Source organism: Shewanella sp. AS1 (genome assembly GCF_021412565.1).
Classification (GTDB): Bacteria; Pseudomonadota; Gammaproteobacteria; order Enterobacterales; family Shewanellaceae; genus Shewanella.
The window spans coordinates 93,891-111,415 of record NZ_JAKCLJ010000004.1 but is presented as its reverse complement, the minus strand read 5'-3'; the positions used below and the strand labels follow the sequence as shown (position 1 = coordinate 111,415).

The following is a 17,525-nucleotide window of genomic DNA, read 5'->3' as shown; positions in this document are numbered from 1 at the left end:
TCTTGCTTGCAAGTAAGAGTTTACTCCTGATGTAGCACAACCAAGCGTTTTGGCGCTAATAAACCATCGTCATTCATGGCGCCGATACCGACAAACTGACGTGACTCACCCAAGGTGATACGTACCAACTCATCCACAGGCAGATTTGCCACCTGCACTGGATTACCATTCATCAGATAATGAGCCAGCTCTTGAGACACGTTGATCTCTTTAAAGTCGGCTACGGCCGTATCCATAGGCAGTAACAGTGGGTCGAGCAGTTCTTTAGGCGAACGCTCATTCTCTTGTGCCTGAGCCAAGAGCGCTCCGAGCTGCTCTAAAGTCACCATCTTCTCATAAGGGTAATGGGCTACTGCGGTGCGGCGCAGCATGATCACATGGGCGCCACAGCCTAACATCTCACCTAAATCGTCGATTATGGTACGAATATAGGTGCCTTTAGAACAGTGAATATCTAAAGTCAGCTCATCCCCTTCCAGCTTAATAAAATTAAGCTCATACACAGTAATGGGACGCGCCTCACGAGGCACCTCTTTCCCTTCACGAGCATATTTATACAGAGGCTGGCCCTGATATTTAAGCGCCGAATACATGGACGGTACTTGTAAGGTATCGCCTCTAAAATGCTCTAAACACTGTTCAAGCTGTTCTTGAGTAAAGGTCAGAGGCCGCGTCTGTACCACTTCACCGTCCGAGTCGCTGGTATCTGTGCGCTCACCTAACTTGGCCGTGACCAGATAACGCTTATCGGCATCAAGCAGATGCTGAGAAAACTTGGTCGCCTCCCCAAGACAGATAGGCAACATGCCGGTCGCCAAGGGATCCAGTGCCCCTGTGTGACCCGCTTTTGCCGCGTTATAGATACGCTTCACCCGCTGCAGCGCAAAATTGGAACTCATGCCCGTGTCTTTATCGAGCAGCACTATACCATCGACAAAGCGCCCCTTAGGTTTACGCGCCATTACTTCTCATCCTGATCGATGTCTTGCTCATCAGCGGGCGTTTCATCTGTGCCATGTTGACGGGCTTTTGCCTTATCGTTGCTGATCACCTGGCTCACCAGGTTAGACATACGCATCCCTTCCACCAGAGAAGCATCGTAAATAAAACGAAGCTCTGGCATCACCCGCAGTTTCATGCGGCCGGCCACTAAAGAGCGGATATAACCCGATGCGCTTTCCAGTGCAGCTAATTTGCCTTCGACCACCTTAGTATCTTCATCAAAAAAGGTGACATACACCTTGGCGTAACTGAGATCACGGGATACGTCGACATCATTCACTGTCACCATACCGACACGGGGATCTTTGATATCACGCTGTAAAACCTGGGCCAACTCCTGCTGTAGTTGCTGACCGATACGACGAGTACGACTAAATTCTTTTGCCATAATAGTGTCATCTCTTAACTAAAAAAGGCGGCTGACGCCGCCTTTTTCGAATTACAATGTTCGTGCGACTTCCACAGTTTCGAAGACCTCAATCTGATCGCCAACTCTGACGTCATTATAGTTCTTCACCCCGATACCACACTCCATACCGTTACGGACTTCGTTAACGTCATCTTTAAAGCGGCGCAGTGATTCCAGCTCGCCTTCATAGATAACCACGTTGTCACGTAGAACACGGATAGGTGCGCTGCGCTTGATAGTACCTTCTGTCACCATACAACCGGCAATCGCGCCAAGCTTAGGTGACTTAAATACATCACGAACTTCTGCAAGACCAATGATCTCTTGCTTAAATTCTGGTGCTAACATGCCGCCCATTGCCGCCTTAACTTCATCGATAAGGTGGTAGATCACGCTGTAGTAGCGTAGATCGACGCTTTCGCTCTCGATTGTCTTACGGGCCTGTGCATCGGCACGCACGTTAAAGCCAACCATGATGGCATTAGAAGCTGCTGCAAGTGACGCATCGGTTTCAGTCAATCCACCTACGCCGCTGGCGATAATGTTCACTTTAACTTCGTCGGTAGACAGCTTGTTCAATGAATCTGAAATCGCTTCCAGTGAGCCTTGTACATCGGCCTTAAGCACTATATTCAGCTCCTGCACTTCACCTTCGGTCATGTTAGCGAACATGTTCTCTAACTTAGACTTCTGCTGACGCGCCAGCTTCACATCACGGAACTTACCTTGACGGTAAAGCGCCACTTCACGGGCCTTACGTTCGTCACGAACAACTGTCGCTTCATCACCGGCTGATGGCACACCAGAAAGACCTAAGATCTCAACAGGGATCGATGGACCGGCTTCGGTGATCGATTTACCGTTCTCATCTTTCATCGCACGAACTTTACCGTACTCAAGACCACAAAGTACGATATCACCTTGCTTAAGCGTGCCTTCCTGAACCAGGATAGTTGCCACAGGACCACGGCCCTTATCCAGCTTAGATTCAACCACAACACCGGCCGCCATGCCTTCACGTACCGCTTTAAGCTCGAGAACTTCGGCTTCAAGCAAGATACCTTCTAGCAGCTCATCAATGCCTTCTCCTGACTTAGCAGAAACATGACAGAACATGTTGCTTCCGCCCCAATCTTCAGACATTACGCCATGCTGAGACAGCTCAGACTTAACGCGATCGGGATCGGCTTCAGGCTTATCCATCTTGTTAACCGCAACAATCAGAGGTACACCACCGGCTTTAGCGTGTTGAATCGCCTCAATGGTTTGTGGCATTACGCCGTCATCGGCAGCAACAACCAAGATAACAATATCGGTCGCCTTCGCACCACGGGCACGCATAGCGGTAAACGCCGCGTGACCTGGAGTATCTAGGAAGGTGATCATGCCGTTTTCGGTTTCAACATGGTACGCACCAATATGCTGGGTAATACCACCGGCCTCACCAGAGGCAACCTTAGCGCGGCGAATGTAATCAAGTAGTGACGTCTTACCGTGGTCAACGTGACCCATGATGGTCACAACTGGCGCACGAGGCTCCACTTTGACGTTACCGTCACGGTCTGCAAGTACTTGATGCTCAAGTTCGTTTTCACGCGTCAGCACCACTTTGTGGCCCATCTCTTCAGCAACCAGTTGCGCAGTTTCCTGATCCAGTACCTGGTTGATGGTGACCATAGAGCCCATCTTCATCATCTGCTTGATGATTTCAGTGGCTTTAACGGCCATCTTCTGTGCCAGTTCGGCAACGGTAACTGTTTCACCAATGCTCACATCACGTGTCACTGCTGCGGCAGGCTTGTTGAAGCCATGGGCCATAGACTCAGGGGCATTGCGCTTGCTGCGACGATCACGACCGCCGCGCTCTTCACGGCCATTGCGTTCTTCACGGCCACCACCGCGTTTCTTGCCGCCCGCCTCTTTTCTGCCAGTACCGGCTGGTTTACGCTGACGACGACCACGTCGCTCATCGTTCATATCCGCGGTATCTTCTGCAGCACGCGCCGCTGAAGAGGTCGTCATATGATGATCGGCGGTTTCAGATTCTTTGCGCTGACGCTCCTCTTCGGCCCAACGCTTTTCATTTTCTTCGGCTAAACGACGCGCCTTCTCGGCAGCCGCTTTGGCTTCTTCATCGGCTTTTTGCTTTGCAGCCGCTTCTTTTGCCGCGAGCAGGCGAGCCTCTTCTATCTTGGCCGCTTTCTCTTCTTCTGTCTCTGGGACAGCAGGTTTGGCTTCGGCCGCTTTTTTGGCTTTTGCCTTGGCTTCTGCTTCTGCCTTGGCTTTCGCTTCAGCTTTAGCCTGAGCTTCTGCTTTCGCCTTCGCTTCAGCTTCGGCCTTCAGCTTAGCTTCTGCTTCAGCCTGAGCTTTCGCTTCTGCCTCAGCTTTTGCCTTGGCTTCTGCTTCTGCCGCTGGGTCGCGCTTTACGAAGGTACGCTTCTTACGCACTTCGACTTTAATGTCTTTAGATTGACCACCGCTGCCTGAGACGCTTAAGGTCGAAACCGACTTGCGTTGCAGTGTCATCTTGGTTGGCGTTGAGTCGCCACCATGTTGTTTCTTCAGGAATTCGAGCAACTGCTGCTTCTCTTGCTCTGACACTGTGTCAGTTTTGCTCTTCTTAATTCCCGCTTCAGAAAATTGCTCAACCAAGCGATCAGCACTTTTTCCTACTTCTTCGGCCAGTTTTGCTACTGTTGTATCTGCCATCTGTAAACTCCCCTCTGTTGATCGACTTATGCTTCTTCGCCAAACCAACAGATATTGCGGGCTGCCATGATGAGCTCACCTGCCTTTTCTTCTGTTAATTCTTCAATCTCGATCAAATCATCAATGCCTTGTTCGGCTAAATCTTCAAGCGTAATTACGCCTTTACTTGCCAACACATACGCCAAATGACGCTCTAAACCTTCAAGGGCAAGTAAATCTTCGCTCGGCTCAGCACCATCCAGTGCTTCTTCGGACGCCAGAGCCCGTGTAGAGATAGCGGCTTTAGCGCGCTCTCTCAATGCAGCAACGATATCTTCATCGAAGCCGTCGATTTCCAACAGCTCAGACTCAGGAACATAAGCCACCTCTTCTAATGAAGTGAAACCTTCATCGGCAAGAACCTGAGCAAAGTCTTCATCGACATCCAGTGCATTAACAAACAAGGTAACCACTTTGGCACTTTCTGCCTGGTGCTTAGCCTGCATATCTTCCACTGTCATCACGTTTAGCTCCCATCCCGATAACTGGGTCGCTAGACGTACGTTCTGGCCATTACGGCCAATGGCTTGCGCCAGTGAGTCGGCTTCAACGGCGATATCCATAGAGTGGTTATCTTCATCGACAACAATTGAAGCCACGTCGGCAGGCGCCATCGCGTTGATAACGAACTGAGCTGGATTATCATCCCACAGCACGATATCAACTCGCTCACCGCCAAGTTCGTTCGAGACTGCCTGAACACGCGCGCCGCGCATGCCCACACAGGCACCGATAGGATCGATACGACGATCATTTGACTTAACCGCAATTTTCGCACGCGAACCTGGATCCCTTGCTGCGCCCATGATTTCGATCATTTCATCAGCAATTTCAGGCACTTCAACTCGGAAAAGCTCAATAAGCATATCAGGCTTGGTACGAGTTAAAAACAGCTGCGCACCACGAGCTTCAGGGCGAACGGCATAAAGCAGCGCACGCACACGGTCACCTGGGCGGAAACTTTCACGCGAGATAAGATCTTCTTTAAAAAGCACTGCATCGGCGTTGTTGCCTAGGTCGACAACCACGCTTTCACGGTTACTCTTCTTCACCACACCCGTGATCAATTCACCCTCTTTTTCGATAAACTGATCGACAATCTGTGCCCGCTCGGCTTCACGTACTTTCTGCACGATAACTTGCTTGGCAGTTTGAGTAGTGATGCGGTCGAAAACCACTGACTCGATCTCGTCTTCGATGTAATCACCCACTTGAATCTCTGGGTTCTCGAAACGAGCCGCTTCTAGGGTGATCTCGCGGAATGGGTTTTCTAAGGCTTCGCCCTGATCCTCAACCACCATCCAGCGACGGAAAGTATCATACTCACCTGTCTTACGGTCGATAGCGACACGCACTTCGATATCGCCTTCATATTTTTTCTTGGTCGCAGTAGCCAGCGCGATCTCTAATGCTTCAAAAATCTTTTCACGTGGTACAGCTTTCTCGTTTGAAACCGCCTCAGCGACTAGCAGAATCTCTTTATTCATTCTCTTGCCTCTTCACCTTGAATCCATCAAAACTTAGCGATTAAGTTGCCTTTGCGGATGTTATCCAAGGCAATAATCAGTTCGTTGCCATCAACGGTAAGAGTCAGCATCTGCCCCTCTACGCCAGTGACGGTACCTTTTAAATTGCGACTACCCGCAACAGGCATAGTCAGTTGCACCTTTACGGTTTCGCCTATGTATTGCGCGTATTGCGCCGCCGTGAATAACGGTCTGTCTACACCGGGCGAAGAAACTTCTAATGTGTATTCGGTTGAAATGGGATCTTCAACATCAAGCACGGCACTGATCTGGCGACTGACGTCGGCACAATCTTCGATAAAAATGCCGTTCTCATTATCTATATATACGCGCAAAACAGAATGCTTGCCTGCATGCACGAACTCAATGCCCCAAAGACTGTGGCCTAATGCTTCAACTGGTGCAATCAGCATCTGTTCCAGTTTACTTTCTAAAGTTGCCAAAATGACCCCCCGAAAAACAAAAAAGGGCTTAAAGCCCCAGTAAGACATCGTCGATGACGATATTTCAAAAGTCCAGATAACAAAAAACCCCGTAATCACGAGGTCATAATCTTCAGAACCTGTAACAGAAATGAACCGAGTTCATCACTGGGAAGTTGGTTGCGGGGGCCGGATTTGAACCGACGACCTTCGGGTTATGAGCCCGACGAGCTACCAAGCTGCTCCACCCCGCGTCAACTGCTGCAATTATATGGATAACGACCCAAATTTGCAATAACAAAGCCAGCTTACAGCAGACTTTATTCGCTCAGTGTTACCCTAGAGTCAACACTGAAATTGGTGCGGATGGAGGGACTTGAACCCTCACGAGCTAGGCTCACCACCCCCTCAAGATGGCGTGTCTACCAATTCCACCACATCCGCATCATTTTGCTTTATTGCTAAAACTTAGAAGAAATAATTGAGGTGTTATTTCAGTTTTAACAAAAGGTCATAGCTTACATATTCACTATCACCTTACCCAAACAGAGTTTGAGTATTAGTCAGGGATCTTATCTTCTGACTTTTGGGCTTCTTTTGCTGCGTCGGTAGCAGGTTGTGTTACCGTTGCAGCATCAGCGCCTAAATCTTTCCAGGTATCTTCCTGTTTGGTGTGGTTCGCACTCAAGTTACCTATGGTAAGACTCAAGGCAAAAAAACCAATCGCTAAAATCGCAGTCGTGCGAGTTAAGAAATTACCTGAACCTGATGATCCAAATAATGTCGCTGAAGCACCGGCGCCAAAAGAGGCTCCCATGTCAGCACCTTTACCTTGCTGGATAAGGATCAGGCCGATTAAAGCCAATGCTACCAACAAGTAAACAACCATTAGAACTTCGTACATATTATGCGCTCATTGCTATCGAACATAAACTTAAAAACTCGGTAGAGTTTAAGCTTGCACCGCCTATCAGTCCACCATCAACATCAGGCTGAGCAAATAGATCTGCTGCATTACTCGGCGTTACGCTGCCACCGTACAAAATCCTGATATTCTCTCCAATAAAGGGAGATACTTCAGAGAGACGCTTGCGTATAAACGCGTGTACTTCTTGCGCCTGCTCCGGCGTAGCGCTCTTACCTGTCCCTACAGCCCACAAGGGTTCGTAGGCGATAATTGCGTTATCAAAAGCCATGGTGCCATTTTTCTCAATGACCACATCCAACTCTTCGGCGATCACCTCGAAGGTACGACGCGCTTCACGAGCTGGGCCAGACTCACCTACACATAAGATAGGGGTTAGACCATGCTTTTGTGCTGCAGCGAATTTCTCCGCTACAATATCACTGGTTTCGCCGTACATGCGACGACGTTCGGAGTGGCCGATAATCACATATCGACATCCTGAATCTTTTAACATCTGTCCAGACACTTCGCCTGTGTAGGCACCAAAGTCATGCTGACTTAAGTTTTGGGCACCCATTCTAACAAGACAGCCATTTAAGGCTTCTTTGTTAGCATCAAGCTGCTGACGGACACTTTCCAGGAATATACTTGGTGGACATAAGACCACTTCCGCAGAATCATTTTGAAGCTTGGTAGCGAATTTAGTAAACAACTCCTGCGCTAACTGCGCCGAGCCGTTCATTTTCCAGTTACCAGCGACCATTGGACGTCTAAGTGCCATCACTGTCTCCTTCTGAAAGCGGCGTGAATAATAGCGAACCACTTATTAACTTACAATACCTAAATCTCGAAATTTTGAGAGAAACGCGCCAGACGGCTACTTTTTACTCTGCATTTAGGTAAATGAAGAGGATTTAACCCACTAAGGGTAAATCCTCTCTGATAGATCAGTAGCTTATTTAGCCCGACATCAAACTAGCACGCGAATCGCCTCAGCAATGGTATCGGCATGACGCTTAACTTCGGCCTCATCATCACCTTCCACCATCACACGGATCAGCGGCTCTGTGCCAGATTTACGCAGCAGCACGCGGCCACGTTCACCCAGTTCTTGCTCCACCTGCAGCTGAGCCGCCTGAACGCTCTGGGCTTTAAGGGGGTCGTGTTTACCCTCGAAACGCACATTAACCAGCACCTGAGGCAGCATAGTGATCCCTTGAGTGATCTCCTCAAGGCTCACCCCTTTACGGCGCATGGCCGCCAGGACCAAGATACCGGCCACTATACCATCGCCAGTCGTGCCGTGATCCAGATGTAGCACATGGCCCGAGTTTTCACCGCCGATACGCCAGTCCCGTTCTTTAAGCAGTTCCATCACATAGCGATCGCCCACTTTCGAGCGAGCAAAAGGAATATTACGTGCCTTGAGAGCCAGCTCCATACCTAGGTTTGACATCAAAGTGCCGACAACACCACCCTGTAACGTGCCTCTATCCTGGGCATCGCAGGCCAAGATGTAGAGTATCACGTCGCCATCGACCACATCGCCGTGACAATTGACCATCATGATACGATCACCATCACCATCTAAGGCGATACCGAGATCGGCATTTTCAGCCACCACGGTTTCGCGAATCTTTGCTAGGGAGGTCGCACCCACCTCATGGTTAATATTAATGCCATTTGGCGATGCGCCTATCACCACAACCTCGGCGCCCAGTTCCCTAAATACATTAGGGGCGATATGGTAGGTCGCGCCATGGGCGCAATCGACTACAATTTTGAGTCCCTGCAGAGTGAATTCGGCGGGGAAGTTGCCCTTACAATATTCGATATATCGCCCGGCTGCATCTTCGATGCGCGAGACCTTGCCCAGCAAGTGGGATTCAACACACTCGAGTGGCTTTTCCAGCTCGGCCTCTATCTCTAACTCGATGGCATCATCGAGCTTGCTGCCATCGCAGGAGAAGAACTTAATGCCGTTATCATAATAGGGGTTATGGGATGCACTGATCACCACCCCGGCTTCGGCTCTAAAAGTTCGAGTCAGATAAGCGACTGCCGGCGTCGGCATAGGGCCCAATAACATCACATTCAATCCCGCCGCCGATAAACCGGCTTCCATGGCAGATTCGAACAGATAACCGGAAATACGCGTATCTTTACCTATAATCACCTTGTTGGTGCCTGCCCGAGATAACACCCGTCCCGCAGCCCAACCTAACTTCAATGCAAGCTCTGGCGTCATCTTACCGGCGCCAACCTTGCCTCGAACACCATCGGTACCAAAAAATTTTCTCACAGAGAACCTCTTAAACAATTGGGAGGATATTTGCCGCTGTCCACTCTATGCTAAAAATGCCCAAACCACTATGGCTTTATAGGGTTTGATAGTTGTGGCAAGCCTGCATCACTTTAATCATATCCACAGTTTCTTTTACATCATGCACCCGCAAAATATGCCCGCCGCGTTGCAGGCTAAGCATGCCCGCCGCCAGGGTGCCTGCTAAACGCTCACTGACATCGGCATTAAGCAGCTGACCTATCATGCTCTTACGCGACAGTCCGATCAACACTGGCAGCTCAAAAAGGTTAAATTCCGCCAGTCGATTTAGCAGCTCAAAGTTATGAGCCAGGGTTTTGCCAAAACCAAATCCCGGATCCAGCACTAAGTGTGAGCGTGCTATTCCCGCCTTCTCGCAGGCACGGATACGCTCATCGAAAAAGGTGGATATATCACTAATAACATCCTGATATTGTGGAGAGTATTGCATAGTACGAGGCTGTCCCTGCATATGCATTAAACACACAGGCACGTTCAGCTTTGCTGCCGTCGCCAAAGCATCAGGCTCCTGCAGGGCTCGCACATCATTAATCAGATGGGCGCCCCGGGCCACCGCCTCAGCCATTACACCGGCTTTGCTGGTATCGACCGAAATCCACACATCATGATTTGCCGCCACATACTCAACCAGCGGAATAACCCGCTCAAGTTCGTGTTCCAGACTCACCTCTGCGGCGCCGGGCCGAGTCGACTCACCGCCAATATCTATGATACTGGCGCCCTGCTTCACCATCTCATCGGCATGGCGACAGGCGCGCGCTAAGTCGGAAAACTGACCGCCATCGGAAAAGGAATCCGGTGTAGTATTTAAGATCCCCATCACCTGAGGCTGGCTCAGGTCTAATCTTTTCTGTCCGCTAACTAACTGCAAAAGTGTCTCCTTAATACTTAGCGACGCTAGCCCTTGTGATTAGCTTGTTTGTACTTTGTTTGTGCTTTGGCCTGGCTAAAACAAGAAAACCCCTCTCGGGGTTTTCTCTCGATCAGCAATCGAAACGAATGACTGAATACTTCAAGCTTATTACTTAGTCACTGGTGACTCGTCGACATCTTTAGGCTCATCCTGAGAGTCTATGTCCTGAGCTTCAACACTCTCTTCTGACTCGGCGGCCGCTGGTTTACCACCGTTTTTTCCGCTATTGTTGCCATTTTCATCCATGTTCCAGTCGGCTGGAGCACGCACTTCACGGCGCGCCATCAAGTCTTCGATCTGCGGCGCATCAATGGTTTCATACTTCATTAGAGCATCCTTCATCGCATGGAGAATGTCCATATTGTCGGTGAGGAACTTATGTGCTCTGTGGTAATTGTTGTCGATGATCATCTTCACTTCATCATCAATGATCTTGGCAGTGTCATCTGACATGTGCTGCGACTTACCCATGCTACGACCTAAGAAGACTTCGTTTTCATCTTCAGCATAAAGCACAGGACCCAGTTTGTCTGAGAAGCCCCATTGAGTCACCATGTTACGGGCGATCGAAGTGGCATATTTAATATCCTGAGACGCACCAGTCGATACTCGCTCGCTGCCGTAAATAAGATCTTCAGCAATACGACCACCATAGGCCACGGAGATCTGACTCTCCAGCTTTCTGCGGCTCTGGCTGATAGCATCGGCCTCAGGCAGGAAGAATGTCACCCCAAGGGCGCGGCCACGAGGAATAATAGTAACCTTATGCACGGGATCGTGCTCAGGTACCAGGCAGCCGACGATAGCGTGACCCGCTTCGTGATAGGCGGTCATCTCTTTCTCTTCTTCAGACATCACCATGGTGCGACGCTCTGCGCCCATCATGATCTTATCTTTAGCACTCTCAAACTCTTCCATACCCACCACGCGGCGGTTACCACGGGCAGCAAACAATGCAGCTTCGTTCACTAGGTTAGCAAGGTCTGCGCCAGAGAAGCCAGGTGTACCACGGGCGATCACGCTGGCTTTAACGTCTTCTGCCAGCGGAACTTTACGCATATGGACTTTAAGGATCTGTTCACGGCCGCGCACATCGGGTAATCCTACCACCACCTGACGGTCAAAACGGCCAGGACGCAATAATGCCGCATCCAGCACATCTGGGCGGTTGGTTGCGGCGATAACGATGATCCCCTCGTTCCCCTCGAAACCATCCATCTCAACCAGCATCTGGTTAAGTGTCTGCTCACGCTCATCGTGACCACCACCGACACCCGCGCCACGCTGACGACCTACGGCATCGATCTCATCGATAAAGATGATACAAGGAGCCGATTTCTTGGCCTGTTCGAACATGTCACGCACACGAGATGCACCAACACCGACAAACATCTCAACGAAGTCTGAACCGGAAATGGTAAAGAATGGCACTTTTGCTTCGCCGGCAATCGCCTTGGCAAGCAGGGTTTTACCTGTTCCTGGAGGGCCGACAAGCAAGACGCCCGTTGGAATACGACCACCCAGTTTTTGGAATTTAGTTGGCTCACGCAGGTAATCCACCAGCTCTTTGACATCTTCCTTGGCTTCATCACAACCAGCAACATCACCAAAGGTGGTCTTGATCTGATCTTCACTCATCAATTTGGCTTTACTCTTACCAAATGACATGGCGCCTTTACCACCGCCACCTTGCATCTGGCGCATGAAGAAGATCCACACCCCGATCAGCAGTAGCATAGGGAACCAGGAGATAAAGATTTGGGTTAAGAAGCCAGACTCTTCGGCCTCCTGACCTTTCATGGTCACGCCTTTACGATCAAGATCGTTAATCAGATCCTGATCATACATAGGCATGATAGTAATGAACTTTTCACCGGTACGCTTAGTACCTTCAATCGTTCTTTGATCGCTCTTAACTTCGACAGTGTTAATCTGCCCGGAACGTACATCGTCCAAGAACGCCGAATAATCCATCTTCAATGAATTCGATGAAGAGGGGGAATAACCCTGAAACACTGACATCAGCACGACGGCGATGACAACCCAGAGAATTAAATTTTTTGCCATATCACTCAAAATTACTAGACCTCTTTAAGTCTTGCAGTTACTGACTTACTAACGCTAGAGTACTACAACTTGTACCCTGTCGCCACAAGATAGACTTCACGCGAACGTGGTCGCGATGAGTCTGGCTTACGTGTTTTGACGGTAGTGAACGCCGCTTTTACCGCCTTCATATACTCATCAAAGCCCTCCCCCTGAAAGACTTTGACAGCAAAACTTCCATTTGGTGCCAATACCTGATGACACATATCCAGCGCAAGCTCCACCAGATACATGGCACGAGGCTGATCGACACCGCCTGTACCACTCATATTAGGTGCCATATCGGAAAGTACAACATCGACTTTAGCATCACCGACCCGCTCGAGCAGGGCATTAAGCACCTTCTCTTCACGAAAATCCCCTTGCAGGAAGTCGACACCGACAATCGGATCCATCGGCAAGATATCACAGGCGATCACCTTACCGTTATCACCGGCCAGTTTCACCGCCACTTGCGACCAACCACCCGGCGCAGCACCGAGATCCACCACTGTCATCCCAGGGCGGATCAGTTTATCTTTCTCTTGTATCTCTTCGATTTTAAACGCCGCCCGCGAGCGAAATCCCCGTTTTTGCGCCAACTTAACATAGTGATCATCAAAATGTTCCTGCATCCATCGGGTGGAACTGGCTGTTCGTTTTTTACCTGACATTTAAAATCCGCGACAAATATAAGTTACACAAAGGCTATATGAGGGTAGAATAGCGGTTTTTCAACAGTAACTCAGCATAAAGTTGGTAGAAATGAACTTAACCACCAAACAAAAACAGCACTTAAAGGGCTTAGCACATAACCTAAAGCCTGTTGTACAGCTTGGTTCTAATGGTCTGACTGAAGGTGTACTGGCTGAAATTGATAATGCACTCTCTCATCATGAATTAATCAAAGTGAAAGTAGCCTCTGGAGACAGAGAGCTAAAAAATGCAGTCGTTGACGCCATAGTACGCGAAACTCAAGCGAGCAAAGTACAGCTTATCGGTCACGTATTGGTCCTGTTCCGTCAGTCTCCAGAAATGAAGATTGCCCTCCCTCGGGCAAAATAATCCTGTTTTGCTTAACAAAAAGCCGCTAACTGTTAGCGGCTTTTTTGTGACTTGCTAGTTAAGCCTAAATATATTCAACCGCGGTAATTTCAAAATCAGTTAACCCGCCTGGCGTCGAGATGCTCACCTCATCTCCCTCCATCTTACCGATAAGTCCACGGGCGATGGGCGATGTTACTGAGATCAGATTAGCCTTAATATCGGCCTCATCCTCGCCTACGATACGGTAGGTCGACTCCGCCTCGGTATCTAGGTTTAAGATAGTCACTGTAGTGCCAAAAATCACCTTTCCGCTGTTTTCCATCTTGGTCACATCGATGATCTGCACATTCGACAGCTTACCTTCGATGTCGCGAATACGCGCCTCACAAATCCCCTGCTCTTCACGAGCAGCGTGATACTCGGCGTTCTCCTTCAGATCGCCAAGTTCCCTTGCTTCACCTATGGCTTCAGCAATTTGTGGGCGTTTTTCATATTTTAAAAAATCTAACTCTTTACGTAGTTGTTCTGCACCAACAACTGTCATAGGAACCTTATTCATAGAAACGACTGTCTCCTTAGCACAAAAGCACCCTAGCCGGCCTGACCCATTTGAGGACACCGGCTAAGTATAAAAACGGTATGGAATGATCCAATTCTATACTGGGATAAACACAGAAGCCATGGCTTCCCATTGAGATAATCACAAAACTGCAGAATTATTTAATTGTCCGGTGCTTCATCTTACAGACGGTAGGCAAATCCAGACACAATTCCTCCATACCTAACAGGATATCAACACCTACAAGTAAAGCGACTAAATGGCATAAATGAAAGCTCCGCAATAAAAAAGGCCGCTTTCGCGGCCTTTTTCCAGTAGAGACTACGACTATTTAGCCAGCACTCGCTGATGCAGCTCCTGCACCGAAGTCACGTTGCTGCGATCATCGGCTGCGTGAGCCATACAGGTCGCGAAGGCAGCGTTCAAGGTCGTAGTGTAATTCACCTTATAACGCAGCGCACCGCGGCGCAGCTGACGCGAGTCTTCAATCGCCTGACGCCCCTCTGTGGTGTTCACTATATAGGTGTACTCATCGTTCTTGATGCGGTCAAGAATGTGAGGACGACCTTCATGTACCTTGTTAACCAGACGTGGATTGATCCCTGCTTCCCCAAGCACAACCGCAGTGCCGTGAGTCGCATCTATCTCATAACCCAACTCAATCAACTTAGCCGCTAAGTCTGCCACACGCTTCTTATCGCTGTTACGCACAGACAATAAGGCGCGGCCTGACTTAGGCACCTCGGAGGTGGCACCCAGCTGAGCCTTGGCATAGGCTTCAGCGAAGGTATCACCCACACCCATCACCTCACCGGTTGAGCGCATTTCAGGGCCTAACAGCGGATCAACACCCGGGAACTTGTTGAATGGCAGCACCACTTCTTTCACCGAGTAGAAAGGTGGGATCACCTCCTCAGTGAAGCCCAGCTCTTCCAGCGACTGACCAGCCATGACACGCGCGGCGATCTTGGCCAGCGGCACACCGGTTGCCTTAGACACAAATGGTACGGTACGGGCTGCGCGAGGGTTTACCTCAATCATATAGATGGTGTTGTCCTGCACAGCGAACTGCACGTTCATCAGACCCACAACCCCAAGTTCCATCGCCAGCTTACGCACCTGCTCGCGCATCTCATCCTGAATCGCTTGGCTCAGAGTATAAGGTGGCAGTGAACAACCTGAGTCACCCGAGTGAACACCCGCTTGCTCGATATGCTCCATGATGGCGCCAACCACCACAGTCTTACCGTCACACACGGCATCAATATCTACCTCAGTGGCGTTATCGAGGAAGTGATCCAGCAGTACTGGCGAGGCGTTCGATACGCTTACCGCTTCGTTAAAGTAACGACGCAGATCCTGCTCGTCGTACACTATCTCCATGGCGCGACCACCCAATACGTAGGATGGACGAACCACCAGAGGGTATCCTATACGCTCGGCAGAGATCACCGCACCTTCCACTGTTGTCACAGTATCGTTTTCAGGCTGCTTCATCTCTAAACGTTGAATCGCCTGCTGGAAACGCTCACGGTCTTCGGCGCGGTCAATGGCGTCTGGGCTGGTACCGATAATAGGCACACCAGCGGCCTCTAAGTCACGAGCCAGTTTCAGTGGTGTCTGACCACCGTAGTGCACAATCACACCTTTTGGCTTTTCAATACGTACAATCTCAAGCACATCTTCAAGGGTAATAGGCTCGAAGTAGAGTCTGTCTGAGGTATCGTAATCGGTCGATACTGTCTCAGGGTTACAGTTAACCATAATGGTTTCGTAACCATCTTCACGCAGTGCCAGCGCCGCATGAACACAGCAGTAATCGAATTCGATACCCTGGCCGATACGGTTAGGGCCACCACCAATCACCATGATTTTCTCACGCTCTGATGGATTAGCTTCACACTCTTCTTCATAGGTTGAGTACATGTAAGCAGTATCGGTCGAGAACTCGGCCGCGCAGGTATCCACGCGCTTATAGACAGGGTAGATCTCATGGCGGTAACGCAGTTTACGCATCTCAGACTCGCTGATCCCAAGCAGGACAGCAAGACGAGAATCGGCAAAACCTTTACGCTTTAACTTGAAGAGGAAATCTTTATCCAGGGTAGACATGCCACCCTCTTTCACCTGAGTCTCAAGCTCAAGCAGCTCCTCAATCTGTACTAGGAACCAAGGGTCGATATTGGTCAGTTTGAAGATGTCTTCTAAACTTTGGCCGGCACGGAAAGCATCGGCAATATAGCGAATACGCTCGGCGCCCGGCTCTTTGAGCTCATGACGGATGCGGGAAATGGCATCGCTCTCTTCGATATCGACAATAGGATCTAAACCGCTAATCCCCACTTCCAGACCGCGCAGGGCTTTTTGCAGAGATTCTTGGAAGGTACGGCCGATTGCCATCACCTCGCCCACTGACTTCATCTGAGTCGTCAGACGGTCATTTGAACCGGCAAACTTCTCGAAGTTAAAGCGTGGCACCTTAGTCACAACGTAATCGATTGCAGGCTCGAACGACGCAGGTGTTGCGCCACCTGTGATGTCGTTGCTCAGTTCATCAAGAGTGAAGCCCACCGCCAGCTTAGCGGCGATTTTGGCGATAGGGAAACCTGTCGCTTTTGATGCCAGCGCAGATGAGCGCGATACACGCGGGTTCATCTCGATGATCACCATACGGCCATCTTTAGGGTTGATACCAAACTGAACGTTTGAACCACCGGTTTCGACGCCAATTTCACGCAGTACCGCCAGCGATGCGTTACGCATCAACTGATACTCTTTATCTGTCAGAGTCTGGGCAGGTGCTACGGTAATTGAGTCACCAGTGTGGACGCCCATAGGATCGAAGTTTTCGATAGAACAGACGATAATGCAGTTATCGTTGCGGTCACGGACCACTTCCATCTCATACTCTTTCCAACCGATCAAAGATTCATCAATCAGCAGCTCGTTGGTCGGAGACAGATCTAGACCCTGAGAGCAGATCTCTTCGAACTCCTCTTTGTTGTAAGCGATACCACCGCCGCTGCCACCCATGGTGAAAGAGGGACGGATAATACAAGGGAAGCCTACTTCATCGAGCACTTTATAAGCATCGTCCATGCTGTGGGCGATACCCGCACGTGGACACTCAAGACCGATGCTCTTCATCGCTGCATCGAAACGGCTACGATCTTCGGCCTTATCGATGGCATCGGCGGTCGCACCTATCATCTCGACGTTAAATTCTGCCAGTACCCCTTCGCTTTCAAGCTTAAGGGCACAGTTCAGTGCAGTCTGCCCCCCCATGGTAGGCAGAATCGCATCGGGGCGCTCTTTGGCAATAATGTTGCGTACCACTTCCCAGTGAATCGGCTCGATGTAAGTGGCATCGGCCATTTCAGGGTCAGTCATGATGGTCGCAGGGTTTGAGTTAACCAGAATGACTCGGTAACCCTCTTCACGCAGCGCTTTACACGCCTGAGCTCCTGAGTAATCAAACTCACAGGCTTGACCTATCACGATAGGGCCCGCGCCCAGGATTAGAATACTTTTTATGTCTGTACGTTTTGGCATTGCTGAAACCT

14 protein-coding genes and 2 tRNA genes are annotated in these 17,525 nt (G+C 49.8%); 1 reads left to right on the top strand and 15 read right to left on the bottom strand.

Translation table 11 applies throughout. The features are described 5' to 3' along the window. Positions 1-20: 20 nt before the first annotated feature. The 13 genes from truB to rlmE form a co-directional block, all read right to left on the bottom strand. A complete protein-coding gene (gene truB, locus LZP69_RS07895; RefSeq protein ID WP_234199703.1) occupies positions 21-962 on the bottom strand; it encodes a tRNA pseudouridine(55) synthase TruB in 942 nt (313 codons plus the stop codon). Further along, on the bottom strand, positions 962-1,390 hold the full coding sequence (gene rbfA / locus LZP69_RS07890) for a 30S ribosome-binding factor RbfA (protein WP_234199701.1): 429 nt from the start codon (positions 1,388-1,390) through the stop codon (positions 962-964). The genes truB and rbfA overlap by 1 nt, the downstream gene beginning before the upstream one ends. A gap of 51 nt (positions 1,391-1,441) precedes the next feature. After that, positions 1,442-4,120, bottom strand: a complete 2,679-nt coding sequence (gene infB / locus LZP69_RS07885; protein ID WP_234199699.1) for a translation initiation factor IF-2 — start codon at positions 4,118-4,120, stop codon at positions 1,442-1,444. Positions 4,121-4,146: 26 nt separating this feature from the next. After that, positions 4,147-5,646 (bottom strand): transcription termination factor NusA, encoded by a 1,500-nt coding sequence (nusA, locus tag LZP69_RS07880; RefSeq protein WP_234199697.1) that lies wholly within the window; start codon positions 5,644-5,646, stop codon positions 4,147-4,149. Positions 5,647-5,672: 26 nt separating this feature from the next. Beyond that, positions 5,673-6,128: a ribosome maturation factor RimP gene (rimP, locus tag LZP69_RS07875; protein WP_234199696.1), complete on the bottom strand. Its 456-nt coding sequence runs from the start codon at positions 6,126-6,128 to the stop codon at positions 5,673-5,675. 156 nt (positions 6,129-6,284) lie between these two features. Next, a tRNA-Met gene (locus LZP69_RS07870) sits at positions 6,285-6,361 on the bottom strand. Positions 6,362-6,465: 104 nt separating this feature from the next. Beyond that, a tRNA-Leu gene (locus LZP69_RS07865) sits at positions 6,466-6,551 on the bottom strand. A 115-nt stretch (positions 6,552-6,666) separates the two neighbouring features. Next, positions 6,667-7,011 carry a preprotein translocase subunit SecG gene (gene secG / locus LZP69_RS07860; RefSeq protein WP_234199695.1) on the bottom strand — a complete coding sequence of 115 codons (345 nt, stop codon included), beginning with the start codon at positions 7,009-7,011 and terminating at the stop codon, positions 6,667-6,669. Position 7,012: 1 nt separating this feature from the next. Next, positions 7,013-7,795, bottom strand: a complete 783-nt coding sequence (gene tpiA, locus LZP69_RS07855; RefSeq protein WP_234199694.1) for a triose-phosphate isomerase — start codon at positions 7,793-7,795, stop codon at positions 7,013-7,015. A gap of 189 nt (positions 7,796-7,984) precedes the next feature. Further along, entirely contained in the window at positions 7,985-9,316 is a 1,332-nt protein-coding gene (gene glmM, locus LZP69_RS07850) for a phosphoglucosamine mutase (protein WP_326490254.1), read from the bottom strand. A gap of 76 nt (positions 9,317-9,392) precedes the next feature. Continuing rightward, a complete protein-coding gene (folP, locus tag LZP69_RS07845; RefSeq protein ID WP_234199900.1) occupies positions 9,393-10,178 on the bottom strand; it encodes a dihydropteroate synthase in 786 nt (261 codons plus the stop codon). Between the two features lie 201 nt (positions 10,179-10,379). Further along, positions 10,380-12,338: an ATP-dependent zinc metalloprotease FtsH gene (ftsH, locus tag LZP69_RS07840; protein WP_234199693.1), complete on the bottom strand. Its 1,959-nt coding sequence runs from the start codon at positions 12,336-12,338 to the stop codon at positions 10,380-10,382. A 62-nt stretch (positions 12,339-12,400) separates the two neighbouring features. After that, positions 12,401-13,030: a 23S rRNA (uridine(2552)-2'-O)-methyltransferase RlmE gene (gene rlmE, locus LZP69_RS07835; RefSeq protein WP_234199692.1), complete on the bottom strand. Its 630-nt coding sequence runs from the start codon at positions 13,028-13,030 to the stop codon at positions 12,401-12,403. Between the two features lie 91 nt (positions 13,031-13,121). Between rlmE and yhbY the strand changes: the two genes are divergently transcribed. After that, on the top strand, positions 13,122-13,421 hold the full coding sequence (gene yhbY / locus LZP69_RS07830) for a ribosome assembly RNA-binding protein YhbY (RefSeq protein ID WP_234199691.1): 300 nt from the start codon (positions 13,122-13,124) through the stop codon (positions 13,419-13,421). 64 nt (positions 13,422-13,485) lie between these two features. Here the strand turns inward: yhbY and greA are convergent, their stop codons facing one another. Further along, positions 13,486-13,962, bottom strand: a complete 477-nt coding sequence (gene greA, locus LZP69_RS07825; RefSeq protein WP_234199689.1) for a transcription elongation factor GreA — start codon at positions 13,960-13,962, stop codon at positions 13,486-13,488. Between the two features lie 327 nt (positions 13,963-14,289). After that, entirely contained in the window at positions 14,290-17,514 is a 3,225-nt protein-coding gene (gene carB / locus LZP69_RS07820; protein WP_234199687.1) for a carbamoyl-phosphate synthase large subunit, read from the bottom strand. Positions 17,515-17,525: the final 11 nt, after the last annotated feature.